Source organism: Arthrobacter sp. BG5 (genome assembly GCF_056680155.1).
The window spans coordinates 2,966,244-2,987,105 of the sequence record NZ_CM155268.1 but is presented as its reverse complement, the minus strand read 5'-3'; the positions used below and the strand labels follow the sequence as shown (position 1 = coordinate 2,987,105).

Sequence of the window (20,862 nt, the reverse complement as noted above, 5' to 3'; positions counted from 1 at the left end):
GGATGTCACGCGGATCGCGCCCGCGGACGGCGGCGGCTTCAACGTGGCCACAACCGTGGGCAGCTGGCGGGCCAGGAACGTGGTGCTCGCCACCGGCGGCTACCAGACGCCGAAAATCCCCGCGCTGTCGGCGCAACTGCCCAGCCACCTCCTGCAACTTCACGCCGACAGCTACCGCAACCCGGGCCAACTGCCCGACGGTACCTTGCTCATCGTCGGCACCGGCCAGTCCGGCGGCCAGATCGCCGAGGAACTGCTCGCCGTCGGCCGCGAATCCACCTGGCCGTGTCCACTTGCCCGGAAGCACCGCGCCGGTACCGCGGCCAGGACCTCCCCTATTGAATGATGCAGCTCGCACAATTCAGCCCCGGCTACGGACTGAACGGCCTCACCGTGGGGCAGCTGCCCTCCCCCGCGGCGAGGTTCGCCTGCAACCCGCTGGTGTCCGGCGCCGACGGCGGCCACGGCATCCACCTGCGGAACCTCGGCCGCCGCGGCGTCCGGCTGCACGGCCATTTGGAAGCAGCCGACGACGGCGAGCTCGTCTTCAGTGATGGCCTTCCGGAACGCCTGGGCCAGGTGGAGACGGCCTTCTATCAGCGGATGAAGCCGATGTTCGGCAGCTATATTGCCGCCGCCGGCATGTCGGCACCGGAGCCGGAACCGCCGCGCAAGGACGATTGGCTTCCCTCGGCGCCGGCGCGGCTGAACCTCGAAGCCGCCAACGTCACGTCGGTCCTCTGGGCCACGGGCTACCGGCTGGACTTCAGCATCCTGGACATCCCGGTGCTGGACGAATGGAACTACCCCCGGCACCACCGCGGCGTCACCGAACACCCGGGCCTGTACACCGTCGGGTTGCCCTGGCCGACCGGGCACGGCTCGGCCATCGTGGTGGGCGTGGGCCGCGATGCCGAGTACATTGCGCAGCACGAGCTGAACCATTCCCTGGCCCAGGCCTGGACCGAGGGCATCGCGAGTTGCGCGACAAGCTCCGGCGGCCCGTCGAATACGGACTTCCCCTCCTCCAGCAGGTCCCCGGTGGCGCTGCCGGTGAGGAGCCCGAAGAGGGCAGGCTGGTCGAGGAAGGGAAGCTTCCCGCCATCGCCGTCGGTCAGCACGCCCCAGCGCGACGTGAACAGCGAAAACTCCTCCGGATGTTCCCCGTAGTCCGCTACGAGCGCGCAGGCTTAGGAGTCGAGCCGGATCCGCCGGTAGTTGGGCTCGGTTTCGTCGAGGGCCATCAGCTGGACACCGTCCAACCAGGAAGTCAGACCGTTTTGCACGCTTCCATCAGCGGATACGGCGCGGCGGCGATGTAGCCGGCCTTGCCTACGTGGGCGGAGTGGCCAACGGCGATGTTGGGGAGCCGCCCTCGGACCAGCGGCAGGACCGCGCTGACGGGCTGGTGGTAGTTGGCGAATCTCCGCCGCATCACGTCGGCGCTTGAATTCGAGCGATGGAGACCACCAGGGAACGGGCTTCCAGCGGTGCCGCTCCCGCTTGCGCGAGGGCTTCAAGGGGCCGGACTTCATTGCCGTCCGTGACGCCGGAGGCCACGGGCGGGTCCCACGGATACAGCAGCGATTCGAGATGGCCGGCGCCGGCGCCGCTCAGTCCCATGGGGTCAGCCGGGCGAAGCCGTCCGCATCGTGTTTGAGACTAATCAAGGCGACCCGTTTTCGTGGTCGGGACCTCCCTTGTTCCGCACTTTGGGGGAACCGGCCCTGCAGCGCTTAAGGTGCCGACCAGCGCCGCCGCTTCAGCGCGAGGCCATTCCTTCAAGTCGGGCGGGCAGTCTGGGCTGACCGTAGTTACTGGCTCGCCGGCGTGGAGCAACACTTGTTCATTCTACTTCCACGCGGCGAGTAGGCCGCTGGTGCCTGGAATAGCATCAGGCCCCGGACAACCGGCTGCGCGCAAGTTGTCGATGGATCTTCAAGGAAGATATGTGAACGGATCGATGCGTCTGCCGGGATCATTCGCAGACAGACGCCCGTCCGAGCGTTCCGTCAGACCTCCTGCGTATACTTGGGACGATTCTTGGACGCAAAACCAACCGGAGGAAATAGTGCTGGACATTGCCATCCGGCAGGTGAAGGGCGCCAGCCCGCTGCGCTACCCTGGCGGCAAATCCGCTATGACTGACTTCCTGGCTTCGACCATGTCACGTCTGGGTTTGCACAATCGGACCTATGTGGAACCCTACGCTGGCGGGGCGGGCGCGGCTCTCGCGTTACTCGACCGTGGCGACGTGGCGCGAATCGTCATAAACGATCTGGACCCAGCCATTTTCGCCGTCTGGGATTCCATCGTTAACAACACGGACTCTTTTCTCAAGCTTGTTAGGGAAACACCTGTAACCCTAGCTGAATGGGATAAGCAAAAAATGGTTTACAAGGCAGGAACAGATGCCGGAATTCTCGCATTGGGATTTGCCACATTTTTCCTGAACAGAACGAATCGCTCGGGTGTACTCAACGCCGGAGTGATCGGGGGACGCGCGCAAGCCGGAACATACAAAATTGGCGCTCGGTACAACAAAGCCGCGCTGACAGCCAGGATTCAGGAAATCGGCGAACAGGCCCACAAGATCGAGGTAACGAACAGGGACGGTCTTGAAGCCATCGGCGACTACATCGAAAATTCCTCTTCATTCATCTACGCCGACCCTCCGTATTTCGACAAAGGAAGCTTTCTCTACCTCAACGCCTTTGGGGCCAATGACCACGAGTCGCTCGCAGCTGTTCTGAACGCCAACCCCGAGGGCAATTGGCTGCTGAGCTATGACAACGCACCTGAGATCGTTGCCCTCTATCCAGACCGCTTCCAGGGCACCTTCTCGCTGAATTACTCGGCACATCGGAGTGGAAAAGCCCGCGAGCTGCTCATATGTAGTGATTCACTCAGGAACGGCCTGGAACACTAACCTGTCGGCTGAATTCTTCCCCCGCCCTTCTAAAGCGGATAACTTCGCGGCAGTATTCAAGCCCGCTTTCTGGCAGAACGGCTGCACGCTTGTGCATCGCTTGGCCGAGCTCTGTAAGCCTTAGCCGATCAACAATCATGCCATAATCTCTGCTCCGGTCTCTGGACTCAGCGAGCGAATTCTCCCGAAACGAGTATTTGCTGTCCTCTTCCGTTTCATGGTGCTGCATGAAGGGGATGAAGATTGCTTCCAAGTGTTTTCGGTTTGCTGGAGGATGCTCGAACCACGCTAAGAACCTACTCTCCAGATATGAGGCGATAGGCTTTTCGGGCCAGTTCTTCCCTGATGCCACTTGCCCGTAGAGCACGAGGGCGCCGTAACGAAGATCCGCGAAGGGACGCCACGCAATTAGATCTACTGTTCCATCCTTTGCCATCTTCGCAACCCCGGGTGGGCGTTCGTCGTAGGCCTGTCCAAATCCCATTTTGGTAGCCAGGGACTTCACTGCATCGAGCATTCCGGTTTGCTCGGGACGGGGGTGGCCGAACCAGAATGCTTCGCCCGAGACGATTTCAGGGGCAATAAGATATGCCATAATCTGCATAACTCTGTCGATCTGCGTCGACAGCGCTTCCTCTTTCCCTGGTTGCAGCAGCCGCGTTCGGCAACCAGAAATTATCAAAGCCGTTATGTAGATCGAATGCGCGAGCTTCGTGTCCGCGTTCGAAGCGACCCGGGGACGCAACTCCCAGCGGGTCCGTTTTTCGATGAATTCAAAGGGATAGCAGTCGCCAAGGACACTTTGTCGAAAGGCAAGTTCCTCAACGGCCCTCTGCGTTGCCGCTTCCTGCTTTGGTTCGAGTATTTCAGCTTCAACTTCATCTAGGCTTACTGGGTCACGGAACGTTCCCTTCTCATCCTCATTGAGGTCACGAAAGAGTCCAAGGAACTCGCTTTCGTAGACGGGTCCGCGCCTACTTAAGGCCGTCAGCTCAATCCAGTCGGCCTCTTCAGCTCTCGTCGCCCCATGACGAAAACCACTTATCACTAGATGTCCTCCGAATGCATAGCCTTCATGGAAGCCACGAGGGACCGCATTTGATGCAGGAGCTCGGTAGCGTCATCTAACAGCTCATCAGTGGGGTCGTAGCGTCCGCCCAGCCGGACGACGCGAGCGACAGCATCCTGCGTCCTGTAGAAAGCCTCACGGAAGACTTTGGCCTTGTCTTCGATCTCTTCGAAGGCACGATCGAGGCTTTCCGTGACCCGAAGCTGCCTGACCCCCTTTTCACTCGCGAGAACCTTTACCAATCGTCCCAGATCTGGGTTCTGAGTCCTCACAAGCGCCGGTGAGTCCTCCTGCCCGTAGATCCAGGTCAGGAGTTCCTCAAGCCGAGGAAGGTTTTCCTTCGGAACGGGGCTATGGCCCAGAACTTGGTCACTAGGCTCGTCGAGTCCTAGGAATTCTCGGGCGGGAGCAGTATGAAGTGCGGTGTATAGGTGCGAAAAGTAAAAACGCTGTTTCGGCATTTTGGACCGATGAAACCGATTAGCCTTCTCGGCTTGATCAAGAATTCGAATACCATTCACCAGACGACCAACTGTGTTGTGATTGTCACCGAGACGACGGCTGATATCAGAAATCTCATCGCCTTCATCTAGCCATTCGGTCGCGAAGCGGGCTTTTGCATAGGAGTCCCATCTCTGAGCGCCATTTACGTGCTTGAACCCAATGAAGTCGCGAGCCGCCCGTCGATCAACAACAAGGTTAACCTCAATCTTGTCTGGGCACGCATTGTCATGTAATGGTGAGGGTAGGGCCACCCCTACCCTCCTGGCAAGGTCACCATCAGCAAGTACTCGGAGCGCAGCTAGCCGCCGATTGCCCTCCACCACAACGTTGGTGTCTTGCTCAACAATGGGTGGCTCGAAATCGAGCCATCCAGCGTTTCCTATGGACTGAACTAGTTCGTCAAGGTCCGCACTCGCCACGAGCTCAGCGATTGTCGCTTCTTCGCTCTCAAACAACTCATCCGGAAGACGAGGATTCCGAGGATCTAGTTTGAGCTCGGATACAAGTCGTGTCTCAGTCATTCTGTGGCCCTGTCTCGTTGCCGATTCGTGTGTCCGGTGGTTTTTACTGCTCTCGTGGAGCTGCGACGCGCCCATGAACATTCTGTGGTCTAGCGCGCGACGAATTCTAGATAGTCTTCAGGCGGCGGTCTGCTCCGCCAGAGCCGCTCGGTCCTGGTTATTAGTCATGTTGCTCAGCTCCGTCCCCTACGATCTTCAGCAGAATACCCAATCTTCGGCAGTGTCTCTTGAATAATCTGCCATACTGCGGCACTTGAAGCCCAAGAAGACACTCAGAATCGCTGGGCATAACTCACCATGTCATGCCTCTTGGGGTCCGCTCCAAGCGTGAACATCAGTCTGCTCAGTACACAGGGCCGGCGCGAGGCCCCACATCGAAACTAGCGCTAGAGTGCCACCACCGCTGGCAGAGTCCCCCTACCCGCCTCAAGCTGACAAATTTCGTACGAACAAGGCTCTCTCATGCGCTTCTACGGCCCGTCTCGATGCAGCCTACGATGACTTACGATGTCTCTTAGATGGCCAGCTTCTCGATCTGCGAACATTGTACGATGCAATCAGATTCCAATGGTCTGTTCGACCTCCAACTGCCAACGAAGCAGGCTCCACTTTCGATACCGTCCGTCACCGAGGCTCAGATCCGATCTTTGCGAGACGCCTTCGCCGCCGCTGGCGTCGACTCCATGAAAGATCGCAAGGACATCATCGAGTCGTGCACTTTCCCCCGTTCGGTGGAGAACATCCGCGAGCTCCATGCGAAAGACGTCCGACCAATTCTGCGCCGCATCCAGGATCGAATGAGCAACAAGAGCCCAGCTGTTGGTTCAGCATGGGATACGCGCGAGGAAGACACCTGGATCGACAAGCTGTAGAACATCCAGAACCAAGTCCACGTTTTCAAGTTGAATTGGTGTGCCACACTCACAGGTGACAGTCGCCTGGCAGCTAATTCATTTCTAAGTGAATGACTCGCGCGGACGCATCCTTCTGCGCATTTGTGCCAACTACGAGGAAGGTCGGGGCTCGACAATGCGGCGCGCACGTCGAAGCAGCGCTTGTAGATTGGACGCCCCCGGACGTCTCGGATGGCACCCATGAACCGGGAAGCGTTGCACAGCTGACTTCGTTCACTTGAACGGGGACCGGTATCGGATCTGAGAATCGTTATGCAAGTTCATCCCGTTCTGGGCCATCGCCCGCAATACCGAGTGACCGACGCCGAGGGGAAGCGAAGCAGCGTTATGCGCGAGGGCTACAGGGATGACAGCGTTCGCGTATAGGCGGGTACGGACACCATCGAGCACTTCACACACAACACGAAGCGTCGGATAGCTATCGAACTCCTCGGACACGGCACCTTCGTACGGGAGGACACCAGATTTCGGGGGAACCGTGATCACCAGTGGGTCCCCCGACGTAGTTCGGAAGATGAACCTTCGTCCATAGAACTCGTCGCGACCGTACTGATGTCCTGCCGGGCGACCAGTCATGCGGTTGATGTAGTCCGTTGTCAAACGCATGACACTGCCCTTTGGAATAAGGTCCGAAATGAGCTCGGCGTGTTCGACAAACCGCCCCGACTTCTCAATCCCTACGAGTAACGGCGCGGCGATGCCTTTTGTATCCCCCCACTCCTGGAGCGCGTCATGATAGGACTGAAGACGGCGCTTCAGAGGAGCTACCGCCCCAAAAAGTGCCAGGGGACCATCCGTGATGAACATAGTGTGGCGCAAGACGTCCTCGGGAGCATCGAGCTTCGAGTAGAAGTGCTCCAGGTAGCTGAGTGTCATCAGCCGCTCGGCGACTAGCATCACTCTTGTGATCGCGGTTTGGTTCGACCCTTCCTCCGAGTATTCATCGTGGGTGCGAAGCACGTCAGCAAGATAGAGAGGCGCCCTACATCGCGAACACGTACCGCCCGTGGATGTAACCCGTGGTTCGTCACCAGAAGAGAATTTGAAGCCGCAACTTGGGCAAGTGCGAATTGGCACATCAGCAGCCGGGTTCCCGGGGGTTCCGTGCATGGCTAACAGGGCGTCCGCCAGAGTACTGGTCGAGTCCTGGTCGAAACGGCTGTTGCGAAGGAAGTGATCCACCTCCTGACGCCAGGTGTCGCGCCCGCTGGTGCCCGGACGGACCAACCCCGATCCAGGGAGCGCGGCGTCAAATGCCGCTTCCGAATGAGCTTCGCGGATCCGAAGCGGATTCACGAAGGGTCCATTCCCGGCCTCGGAAATCTTGTCGAGATCCAGGAAGGAGCCGGCTATGCGGAGGTATCCGACCTTGATTGTCGGATGGTGACGCGTGACTTCCACCTCCGAATCGGACCCATCGACGGTAATGGCGAACTTGACTTCAGTGGAGGGCCAGGCCGTCGAGAGGGAGTCGATAGGGACGCACAACGAAGTCACGCGATCGCTGTCTTCCGGCTTCGCCTGCGCAACTTCCCATCGTGCGAAGGCGTCCTGAACTGCCTGATTACTGACCGTCGGTACGTGACCAAGTCGAGAGGCCCGCTCATTGGAGTACGGCATCGTCAGTAACTCTCCGTGTTGTCAAGCACCAAGGGCAGGAGACCGGCCGTAATGCGTGCCTCGTTGATCATGTTGTGGTCGAACTTGGCGATTTGCACCGGGACGATGTACTTCCCGGAATAGGTTTTCATACGCACGAATCCGATGTCCTCGCAGCGGCGAAGACTGTCCGCCCAAGTCTTGAAATCGTAGTAGTGCGAGAGCTCCCGTGTCTCATTGTCCGAATTCAAGTGCGCGACCAACCAGTTTGACGTATTCGAAAGGACGCGCTGGTCGACGCTAGACACCTCCTGTGTGGCATACATCATGCCGACCTTGTACTTCGCGGCTTCCTTCGACAGCCGCACCCACGGATCAGAGTCCGTTTCTCGTTTTCCCCGTTCGAAAAGGTTATGTGCCTCCTCTACGACGATTTGGAATGGGCAGGGGTCCTTACCTGCGGAGAAATCATCCCTCGCATAGTCCAGGAGGGCGGTGACAATACGCTCGGACAAAGTCTTTACAACGCTACCGTTTCCTTGCGACAGATCGATGATGACTAGCCGACCAGCCTGCATATCACCCCATACAAGCTCCCCGATGTCACCGACGGCCGCTGGATCGTGGAATGGTTTCAGCCGCTTTATCGCGGCGTCACCAGCCCGGCCCTCCATTGCCTTGAGGATGTCGCCAAGCTCGCCACTGTCGAAGGCAGACTTCCACGAGTCAGACAGCGCACCGGCGCCATTCTTCCCACGGAGCCATTCGAGCAGTTCCTTCGCCGCGTGGGTCGAGCCAATCCAAGCGTACTTGTCCCGTCCGGTCACGCCTGTGAATTTCGCGTTCGGCTCTGTCAGCTCTTTGACAAGATCTTTGCTGAGGGTCACCCGCACATTGGAAAGGTTGCCGGAGACACCGGCGCGATGAAGCAGGGCGTAGAACGCCAGCCTGTTTCGCTCGAAATGGTTGAGGGCCGAGTAATCAGTCAAGGGAGGCTCCGCCATGCTGATGGCACGGAAGCCCGCCATGTACTGCGAGCCGGCCGATCCCGATGTGGCCACCTCTTGCTGAACCATGTGCCACACAGTCTGCAGGCTAGCTGAATCGAGGAAGTTGATTCGCAGCGGTCGTTCGACATGCTTCGCAGGATCAGGCTTTTCTTTGTAGACGCGAACTTCGTCCGCAGTGTCCCCGAGGAGGCGCAAACCAGTGCCATCTTGCTCGTTGACATTTGCGTATTCGCCCTGGGGATCGAAGATGAGCTGACCAATTCGATCTCCCCGAGCTACACCGTGCTGGAACACCGCAGTCACCAGAGTCTTGATGGTGTTCGACTTACCTGTACGCGTCATACCGAACACGGCGGTCTTGCGTGAGATGAAGTCTGACACGTGAACACGAACCTCGGCGTCGGCTGTACCCGCCATGCGGGCGCGGCGCGTCGTGGATGCAAAACGCACGGTTCCCAGCGGCAAGGTGTTGTCCTGACCGGACTCAGGAAATGAGGCGAGCCACGAGAGAACTTCCGGGGAAGGGAGGAAAACTTGGTATTTCGCAGACGAGACGACGTTATCGATGTCGGCCCCGAATTCTAGCGTTGAGCTTCCTTGCTCCATCGCATAGAAGGTCCCAATCACTTCGCAGTCAAATGCTGACTGCTGCAGTTCGTCCCGAGTAAGCGTGTCCGTGACCTCATCGAAGGACCTCCCGCTAGTTGTTGCGTCTCGCACGACGGCCAGGCGCGTCTGGACCAGATCAGCCTCGTTCGGCAAGGAGGCAGTGCCTCGAACGCGGAGAAGGATGAGTTCTTCATCATCAAGGAGGAAGCCTGCATCAGTCTGATTTCCAGCTGCCGCGAGGAGGTATCCCCCGAGTGGCACGCCACCGGCTTCGTGCTTCCGGAAATCGTCCGTGAGGACTACTGCTTGGGAGTAGTCCAGGCGATAGATTCCACCAATGGCCGTGCACTTCTTATTGATGAGCTCGGCCAGCGGGCTGAGGGCCTTCGTCTTATTGGCGACGGCGGTGACGATGCTAGTCATTGGTACCTTTCAATAGTGTTGGATCGTAGACCCGAAGTTGACGATTTATTAAGCCTGCCCGCTTCAGGTCACCGGCAGCTCGGCACAACCGGCCGACCGCCTCAAGTCGATCACCGTGTGAACGCGGACCCTCTCAAGACCTTCGAAAGCCGGCTCATCTTGCCCCCACGATCGTGGCGCAGGAACGGCGACGTCGGGTCAGGCCCGGGACGCCCGAACGTGTTCCGAGTGGAAGATTCCTGGCAAGTTCCAGGCATAGGTCAGGCGAGCCGCCGATGAAATCGTCAATCGACACGGTTATGCCCAAGCCACTGTTGTCCCCCATGTCGGAAATACTAGCGGCGCCTAACGACATTCTTACTGCGCCACGGCAGCAGCCGTCGCAAACACATCCGCCGGCATCGGCCGGTGCAGCTTCCAAGTAATCGCAATCGGCTTCTCCCCTGAGTGCTGCACGTGGTCCACCTGGCCCAGGCACGTGTACGGCACGGTCAGTCCGGTCTCATCCTCGGAGGTGTCCCGCGTGAGGATCAGGACCTTCGAGCCGTGCGAGTCCCGATCCAGGTAACGCTTGCCCGTCGGACTTACGGGCGAGGTCGCGTTCTGCGACTCCCAGTGGAACAACTCCGGGCTGATGGCGTAGTCCTTGTACATGGTCGTGGCCGAGTGCTTCTTGTCGTCCTTGTTGAGCGTGACGAAGAAGGCGTCCGTGGACGTTGCCGGGCACCAGGCGACACCCTCGCGGTGCTGGACGTTTTTGCCGAGCTCCAGCGACCCATATTGGAGTGCCGCGAGGACCTCCTCACGCCGGTAGGTCGCGTGCGAGAGCAGCGGAACGTGCTGCAGCCCCGCACTCAAACCCTTTGCGGAATGCTTGGACGCGGCCACACCGAGCTTCACGACCTGGCGGATCTCGCTGCAGACGAACTGGTAGCCCCGCAGGTAATCCAGGCCGGCGTCGTACGACTGAAAACCGCCGCCGTCGTCCCAGAGCGTGTAGAAGAGCATGCGGGCGAACGTCTGCTCACGCATGCCGAGTTCGGCGTAGCGGGGCGCGTCGGGGCCGACGAGCATTGAGTATGCCTCGGCGCGTTCCGGATCGTCCACGTGGATCAGCGCGGCCATCCGGCCGAGGAGCTTCTTTTCGTCGGCGTCGGAGAGGTCGTCGATTTTGCCGCGGAGGACGGTCTCCAACGGCGAGAACCCCTCGATCAGCCCGGCCTGGCGAAGGTAGCCGGTCCACGAATCCTTGGTGGAACGGTAGATTGACTTCACGTCGTTCCCGGACCGCTGCAGGTAGGCCTCCAGTCCCGTCTCGGCGTACGAGGCGATGTCCCGGACCAGCTGGGCACGGTTGAACCGCAGCTGCGCCCTGATGTTGTCCAGCACTACTTTCTGCGCCACCCGGTCCAGCACAATCTGCGAGCCCGACGGCAGGTAGGGGAACTCGTCCTCGACAGCCTTTTCCAGCTCCTTGCGCCCGTAGCCGGTGAGCGCCCGGTAGCGCAGGTCGAAGCGGAACTCACGGCGCTGCTGGCCGATGAAGTCCAGGACGGTCAGCACCGCTTTGCCCTCGGCGCGGCGCAGCCCGCGTCCCAGTTGCTGGAGGAAGATCATGGCGCTCTGCGTGGGCCGGAGCATCAGGATGGTGTCCACCTGAGGCAGGTCCAGACCCTCGTTGAAGAGGTCGACGGCGAAGATACAGTTGATCTCCCGCGCGGCGAGCCGTTTCAAGGCCGCCGCACGGTCGGCGTCGTCCGTGCTGCCGTCGACAGCGACGGAGGCGATCCCTGCGCGGTTGAAGACCTCGGCCATGTAGTGAGCGTGCTGGACCGAGACGCAGAAGCCGATGGCCCGCATCTGCTCGGTGCTGGTGACCTTGTCGCGGAGTTCGCGGATCACCTTCGCGGCGCGGGCGTCGTTGCCGGTGTAGAGGTTGCTCAGCTGGGCGGTGTCGTAGTTGCCGCGCTTCCATTCCAGCTGGCTGAGGTCGACGTCGTCCGAGACGCCGAAGTAGTGGAACGGCACCAGCAGATCGGCGTCCAGGGCGTCCCAGAGGCGCAGTTCGCTGGCGGTGCGGCCGTCGAAGAACTGCTGGGCGACGTCGACGCCGTCGCCGCGTTCCGGCGTCGCGGTGAGCCCGAGGAGCTGCTGCGGCTGCAGGTGGTCCAACAGCCGGCGGTAGGTGGGTGCCATGGCGTGGTGGAATTCATCGATGACGAGGACGTCGAAGAAGTCCGGTTCCAGCGTGTCGATGCCAAGGGACGAGAGGGACTGGACCGAGGCGAAAATGTGCTTCCACTGACGGGGTTTGTGCTCCCCGACGTAGAGTTCACCGAAGGCGCCGTCCTGCATCACGTCGCGGTAGGTGCGCATGGCCTGCTTGAGGATTTCCTGGCGGTGGGCGACGAAGAGCAGCTTCAGGTCCTTGCCGGCCGCTTCGCAGAGACGCTTGTAGTCCAGTGCCGCGATGACGGTCTTGCCGGTGCCGGTGGCGGCGACCAGGAGGTTGTGGTTGAAGCCCTTGAGCCGCTCGGCTTCCAGGTCCTCCAGCATCTCTTCCTGGTGGAGGAAGGGCTGGAGTTCGAGGCCGGTGGCTGCCCCGGGTACCGCTGTCCGCCGGCCGCCGTTGCGTTCCAGGGCGGCGTCCAGCTTCTCGCCGTCGCGTTCCGGATCGTAGCTTTGGAACGCGCGCTGCTCCCAGTAACTGTCGAACGTGACCTCGAACTTCTGCAGCAAGGTGGGCGTGCCGACGGAGCTGAGCCGCACGTTCCATTCCAGGCCGTCCAGAAGCGCGGCCTGGCTGAGGTTTGAACTGCCGACATAGGCGGTGTCGAAACCGGAGTGACGACGGAACAGCCAGGCCTTGGCGTGCAGGCGGGTGGCTTGGGTTTCGTAATTGATCTTCACTTCGGCGCCGTAGCGGTGGACGAGTTCGTCGATGGCGCGGCGCTCGGTGGCGCCCATGTAGGTGGTGGTGATGACCCGGAGTTTAGCGCCCCGCTCCTTGAGCTGTTGCAGCGCTGGTTCGAGCAGCCTCAACCCGGTCCAGCGGACGAATGCGCAGAGCAGGTCCACAGTGTTGGCCGACTCGATCTCGGTCCTGAGTTCCGCGGCGAGGTTGGGGTCGTCCTTGCTGTTGGTATGCAGTGCGGAGTCGCTCAGCTTGGTGGTGGGTCGGCGGAGATTGCGGCGTTTGAGGTTGTCAGGGCGGTGGAGGGACTGGAGTTGGGTGGGGCCGGGTGCGATCCGGTCTTCCGTGTTCAGTTCCTCGAGAAGCTTGTTCGCTAGCGCGACGCGTTCGGTTGGATTGGCGGCGCTCAGAGCCCGCCGGACGGCGTCTCCAACATGGCGGGAGAGGATGTCCGGGGAGTCTTCGTCCTCAATGTCCGCAAAGACCGGTTGGAGTTCTTGCTCTTGGCTCAGGCGCTCACCAAGGGCATCCGTGTTAAGGAGTTCGTACAGGCCCTCGAACAACTGGTACGCTGCCACTCCCCCAATATAGCTAGTCACTGCGCAAGGGTATTTCGTAGCGCTGTAAAACGCTAACCGTCGGAATGCCGTGGCGTGCAACAAAGGTATACGCTCATCGTTCCAAGGCCGGCCGTGTCGGTGCGGGCACTTTAGTAGCACCAGTAAGACACTCTTCTCATGTGGGACACCTTTTGGCCGGACGTTCTAGTTGCGGTTATCGGCGCATTTCTGACGGTGGGCACTGCCTACGGTACATTCCTCGTTCAACAGCGACGGCAGGAGAATCAAGCGTTACGGGGACTCGTAAACGACCTCTACCACCGTCGCGCTCTTTCCATCACGGCTCCCCAAGAAATCTTGGATGCTAAAGAAAGGGCAGACTTCCAACGCGCGGGACTGAGTGTGCTCGACATTCGCGATCACATCCGTCGAGCTCGCGACCAAGTCCGGCAAGACTCACCGACTGCAGAGGCTCTTTCACGAATGGTGCGATCCTGCAATCGGTATTTGGAGGAGAGCGAGGAAACGCCCAACTTCTACGCCTTCCTACTTGAAAATCTCCAGGCCGACCTTCATCAAGGCATCGTAGAAATTTCGGGGGAGGTTCGAGGACTAACGGTTCTCGAACCGGGCGCAGCAGCCTTCTGAGTAGCGATGACCCCGATCTCCGGCTGGGGCAGCCACACCGTCGAGCTACAGCAGGGCGTCGTGTCCTCGCTGGACCCTGACCACGGATGAACGGGCCTTGCGCCGGAAGCTGTGGAAGGACGCGGTCTTCGGGCCGAAGGAAGGCGATACCTAGCGGGTCGATGCGAGAACCTGCTTCGACGGTTCAGCGCCGCTGAATGGTTCGTCGCCCTGAGTCAACTTTCTTCATACCAGTAGCCTGGAAAATCTAAGCGCGGAGGACCCAACATCGGTCAATCGTTCCCTTGTTTCTGTACTAAATTGCTTTTGGATTGGAGCTACAATCTAGAGAGTCTGCGCTAGGCATGACTGAATATTGCCTGGTCGGCGCCATTGGGGGACTTGAAGATGAGACAGAAACGTCGTGCTTACACTCCGCATTGTATTGGCAGAACACGATCGATGTGGTGTGGGTTCCTAACAATCCTCCTTATCCTGGGATCAGTTGCCCCGCCCGTCTTGGCGGCCGACTCTGCGACCTCTGGCGCCCTGGTTCCATGGCTCGTTAGTATGACTCGGACGTCGCCTGACGTGATCGGGCCGAACGAGACGATCTCCATTGATTGGCAGGTCAAGGACCTTGCGATCCAAGAAGCTGTTTTCATCTTCGAGGGACCTAACGGGGCGTCGACCAGTGCGTCCTGGAGGGGCTCCGATAGCTTTACCGGCACCGCCACGGGGACGTTGAATGAGTGGCAGAAGTCGAACGATTACAAACTTACGAGGGTGAGCCTCAGTAGCCCCCGCGGGTACATCGAGTTTTTGGCTTCCGGCGAGGTCTGGGCAAACTACGCCCGCGACACGTCAGGTCAGACGCTCCCAGAAATGGCCAGCATGGATTTCACCTTTCTAAACCCCGGGACGAACTCCCTAATTCCTTGGCTCGTCAGTATGACTCGGACGTCGCCTGACGTGATCGGGCCGAACGAGACGATCTCCATTGATTGGCAGGTCAAGGACCTTGCGATCCAAGAAGCTGTTTTCATCTTCGAGGGACCTAACGGGGCGTCGACCAGTGCGTCCTGGAGGGGCACCGATAGCTTTACCGGCACCGCCACGGGGACGTTGAATGAGTGGCAGAAGTCGAACGATTACAAACTTACGAGGGTGAGCCTCAGTAGCCCCCGCGGGTACATCGAGTTTTTGGCTTCCGGCGAGGTCTGGGCAAACTACGCCCGCGACACGTCAGGTCAGACGCTCCCAGAAATGGCCAGCATGGATTTCACCTTTCTAAACCCCGGGACGAACTCCCTAATTCCTTGGCTCGTTAGCATGACTCGGACGTCGCCTGACGTGATCGGGCCGAACGAGACGATCTCCATTGATTGGCAGGTCAAGGACCTTGCGATCCAAGAAGCTGTTTTCATCTTCGAGGGACCTAACGGGGCGTCGACCAGTGCGTCCTGGAGGGGCTCCGATAGCTTTACCGGCACCGCCACGGGGACGTTGAATGAGTGGCAGAAGTCGAACGATTACAAACTTACGAGGGTGAGCCTCAGTAGCCCCCGCGGGTACATCGAGTTTTTGGCTTCCGGCGAGGTCTGGGCAAACTACGCCCGCGACACGTCAGGTCAGACGCTCCCAGAAATGGCCAGCATGGATTTCACATTCTTGAACGCTGCTGTGCCACTCACTCCGGTCACCCCCGCCGCCGTGGTCTTCACCGACAAGGACGGCACCGCCGCCGACACTTACACGATCCCGGCAACCACCGGCATTGACTACCTCGTCGGCGCAACCACTAAGCCGGCCGGGACCTACCCCGCCACCGGAACCGTGACCGTCACCGCGAAAACCAAGACCGGTTACATCCTCACCCCCGGCGCCACCGCGTCCTGGGCCGCAACCTTCAAAACCACCCCCTTCCAGGTCACCCCCGCCGCCGTGGTCTTCACCGACAAGGACGGCACCGCCGCCGACACCTACACGATCCCGGCAACCACCGGCATTGACTACCTCGTCGGCGCAACCACTAAGCCGGCCGGGACCTACCCCGCCACCGGAACCGTGACCGTCACCGCGAAAACCAAGACCGGTTACATCCTCACCCCCGGCGCCACCGCGTCCTGGGCCGCAACCTTCAAAACCACCCCCTTCCAGGTCACCCCCGCCGCCGTGGTCTTCACCGACAAGGACGGCACCGCCGCCGACACCTACACGATCCCGGCAACCACCGGCATTGACTACCTCGTCGGCGCAACCACTAAGCCGGCCGGGACCTACCCCGCCACCGGAACCGTGACCGTCACCGCGAAAACCAAGACCGGTTACATCCTCACCCCCGGCGCCACCGCGTCCTGGGCCGCAACCTTCAAAACCACCCCCTTCCAGGTCACCCCCGCCGCCGTGGTCTTCACCGACAAGGACGGCACCGCCGCCGACACCTACACGATCCCGGCAACCACCGGCATTGACTACCTCGTCGGCGCAACCACTAAGCCGGCCGGGACCTACCCCGCCACCGGAACCGTGACCGTCACCGCGAAAACCAAGACCGGTTACATCCTCACCCCCGGCGCCACCGCGTCCTGGGCCGCAACCTTCAAAACCACCCCCTTCCAGGTCACCCCCGCCGCCGTGGTCTTCACCGACAAGGACGGCACCGCCGCCGACACCTACACGATCCCGGCAACCACCGGCATTGACTACCTCGTCGGCGCAACCACTAAGCCGGCCGGGACCTACCCCGCCACCGGAACCGTGACCGTCACCGCGAAAACCAAGACCGGTTACATCCTCACCCCCGGCGCCACCGCGTCCTGGGCCGCAACCTTCAAAACGACTGCTGTATCAGCTAAGGGGTCGAAAGATCTAAACGGTGACGGACGGGCCGACCTGCTGGCCAGGGACAACACCGGAGTCCTGTGGTTCTACCCCGGCAACGGCAAAGGAGCCTTCCTCACCCGGGCACGAATCGGCAGCGGCTGGAACGCCATGACATCCATTACCGGCACCGGAGACCTCAACGGTGACGGACGGGCCGACCTGCTGGCCAGGGACAACACCGGAGTCCTGTGGTTCTACCCCGGCAACGGCAAAGGAGCCTTCCTCACCCGGGCACGAATCGGCAGCGGCTGGAACGCCATGACATCCATTACCGGCACCGGAGACCTCAACGGTGACGGACGGGCCGACCTGCTGGCCAGGGACAACACCGGAGTCCTGTGGTTCTACCCCGGCAACGGCAAAGGAGCCTTCCTCACCCGGGCACGAATCGGCAGCGGCTGGAACGCCATGACATCCATTACCGGCACCGGAGACCTCAACGGTGACGGACGGGCCGACCTGCTGGCCAGGGACAACACCGGAGTCCTGTGGTTCTACCCCGGCAACGGCAAAGGAGCCTTCCTCACCCGGGCACGAATCGGCAGCGGCTGGAACGCCATGACATCCATTACCGGCACCGGAGACCTCAACGGTGACGGACGGGCCGACCTGCTGGCCAGGGACAACACCGGAATCCTGTGGTTCTACCCCGGCAACGGCAAAGGGGCCTTCCTCACCCGGGCACGAATCGGCAGCGGCTGGAACGCCATGACCGCGCTGACCTGACCTAGACAGCAAAGCGAGCGCTCGGGACTTCAAGGCCGCGAAAGTAGCAGCCAAAAGAGATAAGGGTAACGTCTTTCAGTCCCGGGTCCCTGCCATTGCAGAACTCCTCGGCGTCAACGGTACGCCCGAGCCGACGATGAATGGGGACTGCCCCGAGGAAACCCGCAACGCCGCTACGCCGTCCTGCTCTGCCGCACTAGAGCCAGGTCTGCCTGCATCGCCGCATACGCCCAACCCGGCGCACCTTCCGGGCCGCCGGCGTCGTCCTCATCTCCGCCATGATCACGCCGGAGACCATCAGCATGAACAACCGGGCAAACCAAAACCGAAGGGCGCGCCCGGCCAAAGCCGGACGCGCCCTCCGCACTCATCGGCCCCGCGATGCGAGTCCGCGGCACGTGGTCTAGTCGATCAGCGCCGGTTCCTTGGCACGCTCCGAGGATTCCGCAACCGGCGCGACCTTACGGTTCCGCTGGTTCAGCCAGCAACCCACCGCAAGAAGCGCCACGAGGGCGAACGTGCTCAGGAGCTGGGGACGGGAATCCTCGCCGATGAAGCCCACCGTGAAGATCGCCGCGAGGATCACCAGGCCAAACACCGTCAGCGCCGGGAAACCGGGCATCCGCAGGGGAAGCTCCGTGCCCGCACGGTCGGCGCGGAGGCGCAGGGCGAGCTGGGCCAGGAGGGCGGAGGTCCACACCAGCAGGCAGGTCGAACCCACAATGTTCAGCAGGACGGGAAGGACCATCTCCGGGAAGGCCAGCTCCAGCACCACCGTGACGATGCCGAAGGCAACGCTGGCCAGGACGGCAACCACCGGAACCCGTGCCTTGGACACCGCGGCCAGCAGGCGCGGCGCTTCGCCGCGCTCCGCGAGGGAGTACGCCATCCGGGACGCACCGTAGAGGTTGGCGTTCAGCGCCGAGAGCAGCGCGGCGACGGCCACCAGGGTGATCGCGGTGGCGGCACCGGGCATGCCGGCGGCGTCCAGCACCGCGGCGAACGGGCTCTTCAGCCCGTCCGACCCCACGGGGACCACGGCCGCGATAATGAAGATGGCGCCGATGTAGAACACCAGGATGCGCCACAGCACGGTCCGGACTGCCTTCTTCACGCTGCGGGCAGGCTCGGCCGTCTCGGCGGCAGCCACGGAAACAATCTCGGTGCCGCCGAACGCAAAGGCCACCACGAACAGCGCCGTCGCAATCCCGGCAAAGCCGCTGGGCGCGAAGCCCTCCCCCATGAAGTTGGACAGGCCCGGCGACTGCACGCCCGGCAGCCAGCCGAAGAGCAGCGCAAAGCCCACCAGCAGGAACCCGACGATCGCCGCCACCTTGAGCAGGGCGAACCAGAACTCGAACTCCCCGAAGTTCTTCACACTGGTCAGGTTCACGGCCGTGAGCACCACAATGAAAATAAACGCCATCAGCCACACCGGGAGGGCCGGGAAGATGGTGGCCAGGAGGCCGGCGGCACCGAGCCCCTCGGCCGCGATGACCACCACCAGCTGGATCCACCACAGCCAGCCGACGGTGGCGCCGGCCACCGGCCCGTAGGCCTTGGCGGTGTAGACAGAGAAGGCGCCGCTGTCCGGGTTGGCGGCGGCCATCTCGCCGAGCGCCCACATCACCAGGATGATCAGGGTGCCGGCGACGAGGTAGGAAATCAGCACCGCCGGGCCGGCGGCCTGGATGCCGGCGCCGGAGCCGATGAACAGGCCCGCGCCGATCGCGCTGCCCAGGCCCATCATGGTGAGCTGCCGGGGTTTTAGGGCCGCGCCGAGCGCGCGGGCAGACGTCTTTGTCTGTTGTTCCATGGGGATTCCTCTGGTCGTAGGCGGAACGGAGTTAGGGGATGGGGTAAGTCAGTTGTCAGCCAGCGTGGGTGGCCAGGAGCCGGAGCACGCGGTCGTTGGCGGCGGGGTCGGCCACGGTGATGCGCACGCCGTCGCCCTGGTACCCGCACACCAGGATGTCGGCGCGGTCAAACGCGTCGACCAGCGCCTCCCGGAGGGTGTCACCGGCCCGGATCCACAGGAAATTGCCCTGGCTGGGCTGCAGATTCCAGCCCTGCGCTTCCAGCTCGGCAGCCATCCGAGCGCGCTCCTGCTTGACGGCCGCTACCCGGGATTCCATCTCGTCCCCGGCATCCAGCGACGCGATCGCAGCCATCTGGGCCAGCGCGCTCACCGAGAAGGGAAGCGCGGTGCGGCGCAGTCCCTCGGCGATGGCCGGCGCCGCCACGGCGTAGCCCACGCGCAGGCCGGCGAGTCCGTAGGCCTTCGAGAAGGTGCGCAGGATGCAGACGTTCGGGTACCGGCGGTAAAGCGCCAGGGAATCGGGGCCACTGCCCGTGTCGGCGTACTCAACGTAGGCCTCGTCGACCACCACGAGGATGTCGGAGCGGACGGACCGCAGGAACGCCTCGATGCGCTCGTGGCTGATCGGCACGCCGGTGGGGTTGTTGGGGGTGCAGAGCAGGATCACCTTGGTGCGGTCGGTGACGGCTGCGGCCATGGCCTCCAGGTCGTGGCCCTCGGCGTCGTCCAGCGGGATGCGGACCGGCCGGGCGCCGGCCAGCTCAACCAGGATGGGATACGCCTCGAAGGAGCGCCAGGCGAAGATCACTTCATCGCCGGCGTCGCACAGTCCGGTGATGATCTGCTGGAGGACCCCCACGCTGCCGGGTCCCACCGCGATTTCCCCGGCGGTGACGCCCAGGTGCCGGGCCAGCCGTTCGCGGAGTTCGACGGCGGCGCTGTCCGGGTAGCGGTTCATGGTGCCGGCCGCTTCGGTCACCGCTGCGGCCGCCGCGGGGAGGGGCTCGTAGTGGCTTTCGTTGCTGGCGAGGGCCGCGATGTCCAGGCCGGCACTCCGCCGTCCCGGGACGTACGACGGAAGTCCGGCCACGGCGCCACGAAGCGCGGGAAGTGCTGTGGCCGGTGCGGTCAGGAGCTGATCAGAGGTCATGAGGACCGATCATGATTGTGACCCGCCACACAATGCAAGATAACCTCATGCCATTGGGACTTCTGCTCAACTTCTACTGACTGCGGTGAAAATATGACCAACCCACAGCCTCGCACCCTGGATTCCCTCGACGGCAGGATCATCCTGGCCATGGACAAGGATCCCGAAGCCAGCGCTCTGGCACTCTCGCGGACGCTCAACGTCGCCCGGAACACCGTCCACGCCCGCCTGGCGCGGCTGGAGCGCAGCGGCGCCCTCCGGTCCTTCAGCCGCAGGCTGGACCCCGCCGCGCTGGGGTATGAGCTTATGGCCTTCCTCTCCCTGTCCATCAGCCAGACGCGCACCGGGGCGGTGGAGGACGGGCTCGCCGCGATCCCCGAGGTGATCGAGGTGCACGCCACCACCGGGGATGCGGACCTCATGGCCAAGGTGGTGGCCCGCGGCACGGCCGACCTCTACCGCATCACCAACCAGATCCTGGAAATCGACGGCATCCAGCGGACCAGCACCGCCATCTCCGTGCTGGAGCTCCTGCCCCCGCGCTACGACGGCCTGCTGGCCCGGCTCTCGGAGCAGGAGTCGCGCCCCGCCGAGTAGGGCCC

The 20,862-nt window shown here is 61.9% G+C and carries 14 protein-coding genes and 1 pseudogene; 6 read left to right on the top strand and 9 right to left on the bottom strand.

From position 1 onward, the window contains the following. Position 1 precedes the first annotated feature (1 nt). Positions 2–933, top strand: a pseudogene (locus AC1MBE_RS13835) (NAD(P)-binding domain-containing protein); the annotation flags it as partial. Positions 934–1,270: 337 nt separating this feature from the next. Here the strand turns inward: AC1MBE_RS13835 and AC1MBE_RS13830 are convergent. Together AC1MBE_RS13830 and AC1MBE_RS13825 are read right to left on the bottom strand one after the other, a co-directional pair. Continuing rightward, positions 1,271–1,435 carry a hypothetical protein gene (locus tag AC1MBE_RS13830; RefSeq protein ID WP_479779090.1) on the bottom strand — a complete coding sequence of 55 codons (165 nt, stop codon included), beginning with the start codon at positions 1,433–1,435 and terminating at the stop codon, positions 1,271–1,273. Beyond that, the gene (locus tag AC1MBE_RS13825) at positions 1,435–1,623 is read right to left on the bottom strand and encodes a hypothetical protein (protein ID WP_479779089.1); all 189 of its coding nucleotides are present in this window, start codon (positions 1,621–1,623) and stop codon (positions 1,435–1,437) included. Before AC1MBE_RS13825 ends, AC1MBE_RS13830 begins: the two co-directional genes overlap by 1 nt. A 448-nt stretch (positions 1,624–2,071) precedes the next feature. Here AC1MBE_RS13825 and AC1MBE_RS13820 point away from each other — a divergent pair, with 448 nt between their 5' ends. Then, a complete protein-coding gene (locus tag AC1MBE_RS13820; protein WP_479779088.1) occupies positions 2,072–2,929 on the top strand; it encodes a DNA adenine methylase in 858 nt (285 codons plus the stop codon). On the opposite strand, the gene AC1MBE_RS13815 is transcribed toward AC1MBE_RS13820, so the two are convergent. Continuing rightward, a complete protein-coding gene (locus AC1MBE_RS13815; protein ID WP_479779087.1) occupies positions 2,907–3,977 on the bottom strand; it encodes a hypothetical protein in 1,071 nt (356 codons plus the stop codon). The genes AC1MBE_RS13820 and AC1MBE_RS13815 overlap by 23 nt on opposite strands. Then, positions 3,977–5,023, bottom strand: a complete 1,047-nt coding sequence (locus AC1MBE_RS13810; protein WP_479779086.1) for a ParB N-terminal domain-containing protein — start codon at positions 5,021–5,023, stop codon at positions 3,977–3,979. The genes AC1MBE_RS13815 and AC1MBE_RS13810 overlap by 1 nt, the downstream gene beginning before the upstream one ends. Positions 5,024–5,541: 518 nt before the next feature. Between AC1MBE_RS13810 and AC1MBE_RS13805 the strand changes: the two genes are divergently transcribed. Continuing rightward, positions 5,542–5,895: a hypothetical protein gene (locus tag AC1MBE_RS13805; RefSeq protein WP_479779085.1), complete on the top strand. Its 354-nt coding sequence runs from the start codon at positions 5,542–5,544 to the stop codon at positions 5,893–5,895. A gap of 255 nt (positions 5,896–6,150) precedes the next feature. Here the strand turns inward: AC1MBE_RS13805 and AC1MBE_RS13800 are convergent, their stop codons facing one another. From AC1MBE_RS13800 to AC1MBE_RS13790, 3 genes are all read right to left on the bottom strand, one after another. Continuing rightward, positions 6,151–7,557: a hypothetical protein gene (locus AC1MBE_RS13800; protein WP_479779084.1), complete on the bottom strand. Its 1,407-nt coding sequence runs from the start codon at positions 7,555–7,557 to the stop codon at positions 6,151–6,153. Positions 7,558–7,559: 2 nt separating this feature from the next. Further along, a complete protein-coding gene (locus tag AC1MBE_RS13795) occupies positions 7,560–9,578 on the bottom strand; it encodes an ATP-binding protein (RefSeq protein WP_479779083.1) in 2,019 nt (672 codons plus the stop codon). Between the two features lie 357 nt (positions 9,579–9,935). Continuing rightward, entirely contained in the window at positions 9,936–13,091 is a 3,156-nt protein-coding gene (locus tag AC1MBE_RS13790) for a DEAD/DEAH box helicase (protein ID WP_479779082.1), read from the bottom strand. A 138-nt stretch (positions 13,092–13,229) separates the two neighbouring features. Between AC1MBE_RS13790 and AC1MBE_RS13785 the strand changes: the two genes are divergently transcribed. Both AC1MBE_RS13785 and AC1MBE_RS13780 read left to right on the top strand, forming a co-directional pair. Further along, positions 13,230–13,700 carry a hypothetical protein gene (locus AC1MBE_RS13785; RefSeq protein ID WP_479779081.1) on the top strand — a complete coding sequence of 157 codons (471 nt, stop codon included), beginning with the start codon at positions 13,230–13,232 and terminating at the stop codon, positions 13,698–13,700. 1,662 nt (positions 13,701–15,362) lie between these two features. After that, on the top strand, positions 15,363–17,291 hold the full coding sequence (locus tag AC1MBE_RS13780) for an FG-GAP repeat domain-containing protein (RefSeq protein ID WP_479779080.1): 1,929 nt from the start codon (positions 15,363–15,365) through the stop codon (positions 17,289–17,291). Positions 17,292–17,694: 403 nt separating this feature from the next. On the opposite strand, the gene AC1MBE_RS13775 is transcribed toward AC1MBE_RS13780, so the two are convergent. Next, on the bottom strand, positions 17,695–19,107 hold the full coding sequence (locus tag AC1MBE_RS13775) for an amino acid permease (RefSeq protein ID WP_479779079.1): 1,413 nt from the start codon (positions 19,105–19,107) through the stop codon (positions 17,695–17,697). Positions 19,108–19,162: 55 nt separating this feature from the next. After that, positions 19,163–20,260: a histidinol-phosphate transaminase gene (gene hisC / locus AC1MBE_RS13770; RefSeq protein WP_479779078.1), complete on the bottom strand. Its 1,098-nt coding sequence runs from the start codon at positions 20,258–20,260 to the stop codon at positions 19,163–19,165. Between the two features lie 93 nt (positions 20,261–20,353). On the opposite strand from hisC, the gene AC1MBE_RS13765 reads away from it, so the two are divergent. Further along, the gene (locus tag AC1MBE_RS13765; RefSeq protein ID WP_479779077.1) at positions 20,354–20,857 is read left to right on the top strand and encodes an Lrp/AsnC family transcriptional regulator; all 504 of its coding nucleotides are present in this window, start codon (positions 20,354–20,356) and stop codon (positions 20,855–20,857) included. The last annotated feature ends 5 nt before the right edge of the window (positions 20,858–20,862 follow it).